The following is an 11,426-nucleotide window of genomic DNA, read 5'->3' as shown; positions in this document are numbered from 1 at the left end:
GATGAAAAAGAAATTTCATTCGGGAGTATACTTATATGCTATTCCTCTTCTTTTGCTTCATCTATATATTCCATTAAATCTCCAGGCTGACAATCAAGGGCTTCGCACAACGCATCAAGTGTTGTGAAGCGAATCGCTTTTCCTTTTTCATTTTTTAGTATCGATAAATTGGCTGGTGTGATGTCGACTAGTTCAGATAATTTATTTAACGACATTTTACGCTCTGCCATCATCACATCTAATTTTATTCGTATCATTTGTCCCTCGCCTACTTCATCCTTTAAATTGTTTTTTTATTTTCTTCCACAGCATTCACTGCTATCTTCAAGGCTGATGCAATAATCATAAGTATCCCCCCGCCGATAACTGTATCGACATAAGAAATATTTGAAAATGTGACCTCCCCATTAGAAACATCTAATGCCGTTAACGCTTTTGATAAAAGAAGACCATCCGTATAAGTGAAGGCAGAACCTAAAACCATAATTGATATCCCTAATTTTAGTATAATAGATACGTTTTCATACATAAAAAGGCTATCTTTATAGATATTTTTTAACAATTTACGCATGTACCATAAAAACAAGAGCATAAGTAACAACGCCGTTATCGAGGAAATAAATGAAATAACAACGATGGACTGTTCAGTATATATATCCGGTTGTTGATCAAAAATGATATCAATATACGCAATGGTTGGGGCAAACGAACCAAATGATTCAGCAAGCGCGCTACCAGGCATCCATAATCTCGAACCATATTCTAATAATATAAAGACAGCCAGTAAAAGAATGAGGTAAAAAAGGACAGAACAAATGATTGATCCTATTTTAAAGAAAATCTTCGGTTTCATGATAAACTCCTTTATATTTTCCGATTGTACATTCTTCTCCTATATGCAAGTGTGGACAGGAGATGCAGTGGCTTTATTGGCCCGCTACATCTCTTTTCGAAAAGAAACTCCAGCTTAACAAAAGGAAAATAACATAATAAACAGCAAGGACCGTGATTGAAAACCCTAAAGTCATATTTTCTACTAAAGGTGTTCCGTTTCCATATTGCTGCAAGTCGGTATTAGCAAACAATATGTATTTGGACCAACTATACTTGCTTAGGAAAGCAATAATCCCATTCCCTGCAAACATAAGAAAAATTGATACCCCAATGGCTAGAGAACTTTGCCTGAAAATCGTTGAAATGGCAAAGGCAAGCGTCGCCATCATAAGAAGAGTAACAAGCTGGAATCCATACCCTTCAATAATCTTATCCATAACCGAAACATATTCCAAATTCCCCATCGTAGAAATAACTATATGACTATCTATCGGGTTCACACCAAAAAGTAAAGCGCCAACGATCCATGAAAAAGCTAACACATATAAAAGGGTAAATAGCGCAAACAGAAGGACAGATACGTATTTAGATAGAAGAATTTTTAACCTTGAAATCGGACGTATCAGCAGCAACTTAATCGTCCCCCATCGAAACTCGTTAGCTACTATTCCTGCTGCCACAATAATAGTGAATAAACTGACCAAAGACAGCGTAAATTCGTTATCCATTACAAGTTGCCACGCATCATAAGAAGCAGGCTGAATGTCATTTTCAAGATAGTAATTATTTCTCTCTATATTACTAGTATAAGCCCCTTCGAATACTTCTTCATTTTCCATTTCCGCTGTCATCTCAGCATTTTCATCCTGCAGCGTTTGCTTCCACTCATCATTCTGATATTGTTCATTCGTAATATCGGAAAAACTAAACATCAACGCCATACCGATAATGATTAAAGATGCTATGATATACATTGCCCATGTCGATTTACGTACATATATTTTGTATTGTTCATTTTTTACTAACTGAAAAAAATTAGCCAATTGTATTCTCTCCAATCAAATCAAAGAATTTATCTTCTAAGGTTGTTTTTGTGATTTCAACTTGATAAACAAGCACATCATGTTGAACCAACGTTTGAATGATTGTTGGAATGTTATTCCGCTCTGTGCGAATCATTAACTTGTTATCTCCTACTTCAGCTTCTATATTGTGATTGGACTGAAGAACAGCCTGTGCATTTTCTAGCGGACTTACTTCCATTTGTACTTGCATGACATTTTCTTGATTCGTCAACGCATCTCCTACTTCTTGTACAGCAACTAGTTCCCCGTTTTTAATAAGTCCGATACGATCACACATCTGTTCAATTTCCAATAGCAAATGACTGGAAATAATGACAGCTACATTTTCTTCGGTCGCTATGGATCGTATGTATTGACGAATTTCTCGAATGCCTGCGGGATCCAGACCATTAGTCGGCTCGTCAAAAATGAGAACAGACGGCTTATGTAGTAATGCTTGCGCAATCCCTAACCGTTGTCTCATCCCCAACGAATATTTTTTCACTTTTTCCTTTATCGGCTTCTCAAGCCCAACTAGTTGAACAACTTCATGGACTCGCTCTTTCGTTACTCCTGGTATCATGCGCGCATAGTGTAATAGATTTTGCCATCCGCTCATAAATGGGTACATCTCAGGATTCTCTACAATCGCTCCAACCTCACGAACAGCATCTTTAAAATCTGTTTTGACACTATTCCCTAAAATACGTATATCTCCCTCACTAATGTTCATCAATCCGACCATCATCCGGATAGTGGTAGTCTTTCCTGCCCCATTCGGCCCGATAAAGCCAAAAACTTCTCCTTTATCAATCGTAAAAGACAGACCTTTAATTACCTCTTTTCTGCCGATTGTTTTTTTAACATCGGTTAACTCCATAGCTGGTTCCGTCATAAGTTCGGTACCTCCGTTTGCTATTAAAATTTTTTAAATCATTGGCACAATAACTTCCTTTTTCTTCAAGTAATACATTACCATAGTTTATTAAATAAAGATATAGTTTTATCGAAAAACAATAAAAACAGGTTGAATTAATAAATAGCAAGTGCTATATTATGGTAGCAAGAAATAACTGGATGCGGAGGAATAATCATGGTGAATCATAAACATAGATTGGATTTTATTGATGCTTTAAGGGGGTGGGCATTATTTGGAATCCTTATTGCTAATTTGTTAATTTTCCAATATGGAATTTGGGGAAAAGACAATATTTCGTATTTTCCTCTTTCTTCCAATGATATGTACTCTTATTATTTTGTGAAAATATTTGTAGAATTCTCGTTTATGCCTATTTTCACATTTATCTTCGGTTATGGATTAATTTTAATGAAGAACAGTCTACAACGTAACGAGTTAAGAGTAAAATCGCATATGTTTCGGCGATTCATCGTCCTCATTGTGTTTGGTCTTTTACACAGCATCTTTTTGTGGGAAGGAGATATTTTATTTGTTTATGGATGTATGGGACTTTTTCTATTAATATTTGTTCATCGTAAACCTAAAACACTACTTATATGGGGATTATCATTATTTATAATTTTTGCGGCAGTGAGTGTCTTTGGGGCCGGTGATGATAGTAATGTAATAAGTGAATCTGAAACGACGAGTTATCTTGATGAGACATTGAAAGTATATAGCACAGGGACTTATAGTGATATTAAATATCACCGAAATAACGTAGATCCCCTTGATCTTCATCCAGGAGAAGCTGTTTTTACGTTATTACTTACACCATTTTTTATAAGCCCGATGTTTTTATTTGGAATGTATGCCGCACATAAAAAGTGGCTGCATCACCCATTTTATATGAAAAAACAATTCAAAGCCGGAGTTCTAACACTTATTCCAATTGGATTGTTATTAAAGTCGTTACCCTATTTATTTCATTCTATGAATTCCATAGATACGAGCATGGTGGGAGGAAACGTTCTATCTTTTGGTTACATATGTCTATTTGCTTTAATGTATATTACGTTTCATGCCAATTACTGGTTTCATCCTTTTAAGAATATCGGAAAACTATCATTAACCAATTATATTGCGCAAACGATTATTTGCACGTCTATTTTTTATGGTTATGGATTAGGGATGTTCGGACAAATCAGCGTAACTGCCTCCATATTGTTAGGAATGATCATTTTCTCTTTACAGGCTGTTGGAAGTACAATCTATTTGAAGTACTTTAACCAAGGTCCACTTGAAAAACTAACGAAGATTTGTGTATATATGAAACGCCATTCATTTAGAAAAAAGAATACTATGAAAGCAAGTTGAAAGATGGGGAGTGATTGTAGTGCCTGAACAACGACTATCAAAAGAAGCGGTCAAAATATGGATAATGAAAGGTGCAATAATGGAATTACTCGGTTTTTCCACACTTGGCATACTATTTTACTTGGATTACCTATTTGGATGGAAAGACTGGATTGGCTGGATTTTAATTGGTATAACTTTCATATCTGTTGTGATGGCGGTGTGGGCGCTTTTCATTGAACCTTTTTTGCTTTATAAAAACTGGCGTTATGAAGTGAGTGAACAGTTCTTACAATTGAAATTCGGAGCAATAAACGAAGCACACCATCTTGTTCCAATGACTAAGATACAATCGGTTGCCACCAATCAAGGACCATTCCTGCGAAAATACGGCCTTTCTTCCTTAACAATACAAACGATGGGTTCTTCCCACTCCATTCCTGCACTACCGGAAGAAACAGCGCAACAGCTTAGAAACAATATTGCTCAGTTTGCCCAAATAAAGGAGGTGGACGAATGAATGAAGCAAAAAGGTATCATCCGCTTATTATTGTTTATCGTATATTCAAATTACTAAGAAACTCCTTTGTCTTTGCCTTTTATTTATTCGTAATTAAATGGGGAGCAGAATCAACGTTTCTTACATACGGGAGACTTCTGTTCATTCTCCTCTTTGGATTTTCCATTGTATCTATCGTTTATAACTGGTTCACCAATACGTATAAACTAGATAATGCTTCCTTTCATATCTATAAAGGACTTTTTACAAAGACGAAGCGTACGATTCCTTTTTCAAAAATTCAAAACGTCAGCCGCCATAGTTCTACTTTTCATCTAACTTTTAATGTAACATCAATAACATTCGAAACCAGTATGGCAGATAAAGATGCTTCGGTCTCCTTCCCGGTTATTTCTCGAGAAGAAGCAGATCGAATCGATGACCATATAGCAAACCCAAAATCGTTCGATTCAAACGACGTCAATACAGCACAAACGGACCATTCAAGAACGATTCATTTTACACCAACGAAAAAAGATATAATAAGAGCTTCCTTTACATCGTTAAGTTTTCTAGCTGTTATCCCTATCATGATATCCTTGTATTCCAAAATCAATCGGATGATGGATGCAGATCGTACATCAGAAGTACTTATATCCAGTATGAAGGATTCTTGGTTGGTCGTTTCCATCCTTACTGTAGTTACTATCGCTGCTTTTGTCTTGTTTGGGATTGTTAGAACAATAGTGAAATACGGCAAATATGAAATTTCATCAGATGGTGAACGTATTCACATCGTCAAAGGGCTTATAAATAAAACTTCCTTTTCCATTTTAAAAAGTAAAGTCCAGGCGATTGAAATCAAACAGTCACCAATAAAACGGTTGGCCGGCACTGCCGAGGTGAAATTGACTAGCGCTGGCAGTTTGGATATCGACGAAGATACACTTGAGGTGAACTCCCTTTATCCATTTCTACCCGTTCAACGTGCTTATGATATGATTTCAGAGATTTTGCCGTCTTATGAAGTGACCTCAGACATGAATCGTCTTCCGAAAAAGTCCTTTTGGGTACGGATGTTAAAACCGAGCTGGTTGTGGATCATATCAACAACCGTTCTATTTTATTTTAAACCGTCTGTTTTAAATGTAGAACAAGCTTGGTGGATTATCTCTATTTCCTTATGTATAATCATCGGCGCGGCGAGATGGCTTGATTATTTCCATACACAGTACACGTTGAATAACCAGTTTATACAACTGAAAACAGGTAGTCTAACGACAACATTATTCGTCTCTAAAAGAGACAAAATTATTGAAGTAGCAACCACCCAAAACGTATATCAAAAACGGATAGGTCTTTCGTCTGTTAAAACAATCAACCGTGCTAAACCAGTGAAACATAAAGGTGTACATGATGTTCCCATCGAACTGGCGGACTCTTTTTATTCATGGTACATGAGACGTTATCAAGAGACTAAAGTAGAGTAACGATTATTCTAAAATTCCTTGAACTTTTTTCTTATGGTATTAGATTCTTTAACAATATCTGCAATGATGTCTCTAGCTGATTTGGTTTGACTTAAACGGGGAGCCTGCCCTGCCCACAACGACATAAATTCTGGGCGATTTTGCAGAGCTGCTTCTTTTCGTATATCTTTGGTCAGATTATTTAGAATGGGATAGCCAGGCAGTGTATCGGCATGTTCTTGCATGTCACGGATAAATTGATTTTGAATGCCGCGTGCCGGTTTTCCGCTAAAGACAGAGGTCAATATGGAATCCGCTTCGCTGCTGTTGCTGATTGCTCGTTTGTGCTGAACTTTAGCACCACTTTCTTCACTTGTCACAAAGGCTGTTCCCATTTGAACGCCCTCTGCACCTAGTGCTAAAGCAGCCGTCATCCCTCTGCCATCCATAATACCTCCCGCCGCAATGACAGGAATTCGGATATTATCGACGATTTGCGGAACGAGCGCCATTGTTCCAACCATGGCGTTCTCATAGGAGGCTGAAAACGTTCCTCTATGACCTCCTGCTTCACTGCCTTGTGCTACGACAATATCGATTCCCTGTTCTTCATTTATCATTGCTTCCTCCACTGTCGTAGCTGTTCCTATCGTGACAATACCTGCTTTTTGTAAGTCCTGTATCAATTCTTGAGACGGCACTCCAAATGTAAAACTGCACACCGGAACTCTTTTATCAAAAATAACGTTCACCTGTTCTTCAAATAAGGTCTTCGAATAGTCAGGGGATGGTGTAGGTCTTATTTGTAATTTCTCTCTGTAGGGTTCCAGAAATTGGTTTGCCTCTTCTATTTCGTCCCTTTTTATCAAAGGATATTCTGGAATAAAAAGATTCACTCCGAAGGATTGAGTTGTGCGTTTTTGAATCTGATTAATACTATCTTCCATTGCTTCGGCACTCATATACCCCGCTCCAAGGGTACCTAATGCGCCGGCATTAGAAACAGCTGCCACTAAATGGGGCGTGGTCACTCCACCTGCCATACCTGCTTGTATAAGTGGAAGGTCAACGTGTAATATATCCGTCATCCGATTACGACTCACGGGCTCATCTCTCCTTTGTCTTTACATCGAAATCCATTAGTCCTTTCATTCTGACATACTACTTCCTTATTTCAAGTACTACTGTTCACTTATATGAAAAAAGCTCCTGCATATATAGATGCAAGAGCTTCTATCATTATTCGGCTTCGTTCTCTACAGGTTCATTTGACTCAGAATTATTTTCCGTTTCATTTTCTATGTCAAACTGTTCTACTCCACCAAACTCATCTTCAATCGTAACGTTTGTATAGTCGATTACGTTTAATACATTCTCCTCTGTATCAACCACATCAGCTTCGATTTCATCTCCTTCACGTAGAAAGACTACGTCTGATATATTGGTCACATCGAATTCAAGTACCCTACTCTCTCCAGAAATTAGAACTTGAATCACCTGATCATTTATATTACTAACACGATACACCGTGCCTTCCACCGTTTCTTCTTCCAAAATATCAGTAGGAGTATAATCGTCTGTGTCCAGCTCATTTGCAAGGGTTTGTCGATAACTGCTAAAGGCCTCTTCCCGAGTAGAACCATGTGCGATTGTCCCAGTATCTGCGTGAACCATCGCAATCTCTCTCATTAACCCGTTCTGGTCAACGACAGGCACTACCCACGTATAACTGTCATAAACAGAATACAACACAGGCTGGGTTCCACTCCATTGCTCACGTTGGAACGATTTATTAACGACTTCCCGTGCACCGCCAGCATTCAACAAACCAGATGAACCAGTATAATAAGTCGCTTCACCTGTTTGTGCGTTCACCATCGTAAATCCGACCATCGTGTTTGAATCTTGGTTGGGACGCATATGGTCTATCATCCAGTACATATCGTTATCAGGGCCGAGGACACCGATCATTTCTTCGTCACTTGTCGGTTCATGCACCCCTTCTTTTGCAAAAATTGAATTCAACAACCCGTTGCTGTATTTTCCGAACCAACTCGCATAATCTAGAGCCATTCGATAATCTATTGCATTATCAACAAATTCGGGCTGTTCCCCTAAATCATACTTTTCCATTTCACCGGTTTCGGCATCTACAAGAATTACACCATCAGCGTCAGGTCCGGCGCGGTAATGATCATAGTATGCATAAGAATAAGCGTAATAAGGCTTACCATCATCATTTGGTTCAAATGATGCTCCCATCAAAATAACGTCTTCGTACTTCTGTCTTACATGTCGTTCTAAATTTTCATTCAAAAACGCACTAGGAACGTATTTCATTTCATAATCATCAACAAGCTGTGCTTCTGCATTTGGATTTTCTGCACTCACCTTGATGTATCCTGGCACACTGTCTGCCCGCCACCATCTCCAAACACTAGCATATTCAATTGGAGTAACCCAGAACAATTCATCATCGATTTTCTGAATACTTGATTCTCCTAATTCATAGAAGGAGTAATTATCGATATTTCCAAATACTATTTCTGATTTATACCGTGCATACGTATGAGGCACCGAACGAACGGCTTCTTCTGTCACGGATTCAATTGGTTCTGTACTCGTTTCTATCTCACCCATTTCTGCTAAATCTTTTGTTACCGTAAATGGATAGACAAGATTTAAAAACAGCAGCACGATTAGAAATAAAAATCCAATTCCACTCTGAAGCGGAACTCTTTTCGTCTTTTTCTTTTTCTTTAACTGCTCTTCTTTTGAATCTGTTCGATTGGCAGGATGAAATAAGCCCGATATCATAAGGTTTATTGCAATAATAAATCCAAACGTATTCATCAATCCTGTAATCGAAATATCAATCAACAGAAAATAAATAATTATAAAACTCAACAGTAGCCCGATGACGTACCGCCCCAACTGGACGATAAAAAATCTCCGTCCCCGCTTCATCCCCTTTACCCACACTTGGGGATTTAATTCTATACAACTCAACGCCATAATAAAAATCCAACTAAACATAATCCTGTCTCCCCTTGTTGTTATCAACTAATATCTATAATATATGTACGAAGCAGCTAGAATAATGTTTCAAAACGGCCACTCTTTATTTCAAGCTGAAAATAGAAAAAACCATCCTTACAGAGTTCAACTCAAGATAGGATGGCTTTAACTATATAGGATAAGGGATATAAACCTTTCCCTTCATTTTTGCTATTCCAACGCTTCTTCTGCTTCTCCTTTTCGAATAATTTCCCGGTGATAAGGGAAGTCATCCTCTGGTTCATCCAAAAAAGGATAATTATTATATTCAATGCAAATACTGCGCTCGTATTCATTAATCACACTGCATGCTTTTCCTTTGTAAGAAATCTGCTGACCAATTGTAAACAATTTCTTACCTACATCCAGCTCCTCTTTCTTTTCTTCTTCCTCGTCCTTCTCTTCTTCATCTTTCTCTTCTTCCTCTTCTGGTTCGAGCTCTTCTTCGTTTTCTTCTTCATTTTCTTCTTCTAGTTTTGAGTATTCTTGATTTTCATTACGTTCCTGCTCTGCCACATTGATCACCTCTCTACAATACTACCATCGCTATTTTAGTACGAAAGCGACAACTTCTTCATCACATAAGATTGTATATCTATTTAAGTTTACTTTCCCCATTATGTCTGGATTGTACTCGTTATTTCAATCTCTTTTAACGCTTGAGATGCTAGTTTGTCCGCTTCCTGATTCCCTTTACGTGAAACAAGTTCAAAATTTGGATAAATTCCTGATTGTCTTAGTCGTCGTTCAATCCAGTCTATCCATTTTGCTAATTCTTCTTCTAAACACGGCCATTCACCTTTTAACTGATTGATGACAACCTGGGAATCACCGATAAATGTAACAGGTAAATCGCGAACATGCAACTGTTCTAATTCTTGTATGGCTAAATAAAGGGCAGCATATTCTGCTTCATTGTTCGTTTGAAGCTCCTTCAATAAAGCATTTTTTCGAACCCGAAAAGATTTATTATTTTGTTTATAATAAATCGTACAACCTAACCCCGATGTTTTTGTTTTTCTGTCAAAACCTCCATCAAAATATACCACTATATGATGGGGTTCCGTTTGAATTTCAGCCCTATATTTTTTTAATTCCTTCAGCGTCCAGCTTGTTTCAAAGCTATCGATAAACCTAATATTCTTTACACGACCTGTGCGTTCAAAATCTTCAACAAGACTCATCGCCTCATCAGCAGACATTTCACTTGAATAGAAATCACTTTCTATTCCTTTTGGAGTTTTGTATGTTAACTCAATCCGGACATTCACTATTTAGGACCTCCTTTCCCGAAGGTATACAATAATTCATTCATTTTTTAGCATATCCACTGCCCGTGTTTTTAACTGAATCATTTTAAAGATCGAGCAAAACACATCGGCGACGTCTTTTACTTTTTGTGATTTAACTTTGTAATCAATCCTTTATATAACCATATTCCCGCAAATTTCTTTCTAAAACACCATCTATAACGACAATACGCAGTCTTTTATTTTTCCCGATTGCATAAATTATATTTAAGGTCTTTTTTAAACCTTAGAATACCACATATTATAAAATCCCTTATCATATAGTACACACAGGAAAACAAGCATTTTTTTTAACCAAGGAGGGGAGGGAAGGCGAAATGTCTTTCCTGCATGGGCATGGGTGGGCGTTATTTATTCTTTCTGAGGGATTAACGTGGGTGGCTGCACTGATGTTTTTAGTCAGCCGTTATGGTTTCCAGTTAAAACGCCTAAGTCAGTGGTTCTTAACTTGTATCATCTTATTCACTATATTTCAGGGAGCTTTAGCCGGAATTGATTACTATATCACTGGAAAAGTATCTGCCTTTCAAGTTTTTATTATCCTTTTTATTGTTTATACAAGTACATTAGGAAGCTCTGATTTTGAACGTATCGATTTATATATAAAACAAAAAATAGACAAGCACCACAGAACATATAACAATGACCGATCCCCTGTTCAAACAGATTCGTATGTAAAACATAAGCAATTATTATTTATTGTACACACCATAAGTTTTTTCGGGGTACACCTTTTCTTGTATGTCATCGATTCAAACGCCATTGTGTTTTTTTATGTAAACGAGTGGCTTCACCATCCTCATAAAGGGCTGTTCCATCATCCCTTCATCAACATCATTAGCTATGGATGGAGTATTATCTATCTGATTGATCTTTATTTTTACTTGATAAATAAAATACTTTGGTGGCTAAAAAACGTATATGGACGTTTTTGAAAAA

At 37.3% G+C, this 11,426-nt stretch carries 12 protein-coding genes; 4 read left to right on the top strand and 8 right to left on the bottom strand.

The window, feature by feature from the left end:
• Window positions 1–38: 38 nt before the first annotated feature.
• The 4 genes from J2S78_RS04350 to J2S78_RS04335 form a co-directional block, all read right to left on the bottom strand.
• Complete coding sequence (locus tag J2S78_RS04350; protein ID WP_306896609.1) at window positions 39–257, bottom strand: helix-turn-helix domain-containing protein; 219 nt, start codon at window positions 255–257, stop codon at window positions 39–41.
• Window positions 258–280: 23 nt separating this feature from the next.
• A complete protein-coding gene (locus J2S78_RS04345; RefSeq protein ID WP_306896607.1) occupies window positions 281–853 on the bottom strand; it encodes a DUF2975 domain-containing protein in 573 nt (190 codons plus the stop codon).
• 73 nt (window positions 854–926) lie between these two features.
• A complete protein-coding gene (locus J2S78_RS04340) occupies window positions 927–1,877 on the bottom strand; it encodes an ABC transporter permease (RefSeq protein WP_306896606.1) in 951 nt (316 codons plus the stop codon).
• The gene (locus J2S78_RS04335; RefSeq protein ID WP_306896604.1) at window positions 1,870–2,793 is read right to left on the bottom strand and encodes an ABC transporter ATP-binding protein; all 924 of its coding nucleotides are present in this window, start codon (window positions 2,791–2,793) and stop codon (window positions 1,870–1,872) included. Before J2S78_RS04335 ends, J2S78_RS04340 begins: the two co-directional genes overlap by 8 nt.
• 198 nt (window positions 2,794–2,991) lie before the next feature.
• Here J2S78_RS04335 and J2S78_RS04330 point away from each other — a divergent pair, with 198 nt between their 5' ends.
• Genes J2S78_RS04330 through J2S78_RS04320 form a run of 3 tightly spaced genes read left to right on the top strand, consistent with a single transcriptional unit; the run spans window position 2,992 to window position 6,141 of the window.
• On the top strand, window positions 2,992–4,173 hold the full coding sequence (locus J2S78_RS04330; protein WP_306896602.1) for a DUF418 domain-containing protein: 1,182 nt from the start codon (window positions 2,992–2,994) through the stop codon (window positions 4,171–4,173).
• 19 nt (window positions 4,174–4,192) lie between these two features.
• Window positions 4,193–4,672, top strand: coding sequence for a PH domain-containing protein (locus tag J2S78_RS04325; protein ID WP_370871504.1), 480 nt, complete (start codon window positions 4,193–4,195; stop codon window positions 4,670–4,672).
• A complete protein-coding gene (locus J2S78_RS04320) occupies window positions 4,669–6,141 on the top strand; it encodes a PH domain-containing protein (RefSeq protein ID WP_306896600.1) in 1,473 nt (490 codons plus the stop codon). Before J2S78_RS04325 ends, J2S78_RS04320 begins: the two co-directional genes overlap by 4 nt.
• 8 nt (window positions 6,142–6,149) lie before the next feature.
• Here the strand turns inward: J2S78_RS04320 and J2S78_RS04315 are convergent, their stop codons facing one another.
• From J2S78_RS04315 to J2S78_RS04300, 4 genes are all read right to left on the bottom strand, one after another.
• The gene (locus tag J2S78_RS04315; RefSeq protein ID WP_306896599.1) at window positions 6,150–7,223 is read right to left on the bottom strand and encodes an NAD(P)H-dependent flavin oxidoreductase; all 1,074 of its coding nucleotides are present in this window, start codon (window positions 7,221–7,223) and stop codon (window positions 6,150–6,152) included.
• 136 nt (window positions 7,224–7,359) lie between these two features.
• Window positions 7,360–9,156, bottom strand: coding sequence for a polysaccharide biosynthesis protein (locus J2S78_RS04310; protein WP_306896597.1), 1,797 nt, complete (start codon window positions 9,154–9,156; stop codon window positions 7,360–7,362).
• Between the two features lie 192 nt (window positions 9,157–9,348).
• A complete protein-coding gene (locus tag J2S78_RS04305; protein ID WP_306896595.1) occupies window positions 9,349–9,693 on the bottom strand; it encodes a hypothetical protein in 345 nt (114 codons plus the stop codon).
• Window positions 9,694–9,794: 101 nt separating this feature from the next.
• Window positions 9,795–10,448 (bottom strand): reverse transcriptase-like protein, encoded by a 654-nt coding sequence (locus J2S78_RS04300; RefSeq protein WP_306896593.1) that lies wholly within the window; start codon window positions 10,446–10,448, stop codon window positions 9,795–9,797.
• Between the two features lie 356 nt (window positions 10,449–10,804).
• Between J2S78_RS04300 and J2S78_RS04295 the strand changes: the two genes are divergently transcribed.
• Window positions 10,805–11,422: a hypothetical protein gene (locus J2S78_RS04295; RefSeq protein ID WP_306896592.1), complete on the top strand. Its 618-nt coding sequence runs from the start codon at window positions 10,805–10,807 to the stop codon at window positions 11,420–11,422.
• Window positions 11,423–11,426: the final 4 nt, after the last annotated feature.

The organism is Salibacterium salarium, assembly GCF_030813635.1.
GTDB lineage: Bacteria > Bacillota > Bacilli > Bacillales > Marinococcaceae > Salibacterium > Salibacterium salarium.
This window is presented reverse-complemented; position numbering and strand designations above follow the sequence as displayed.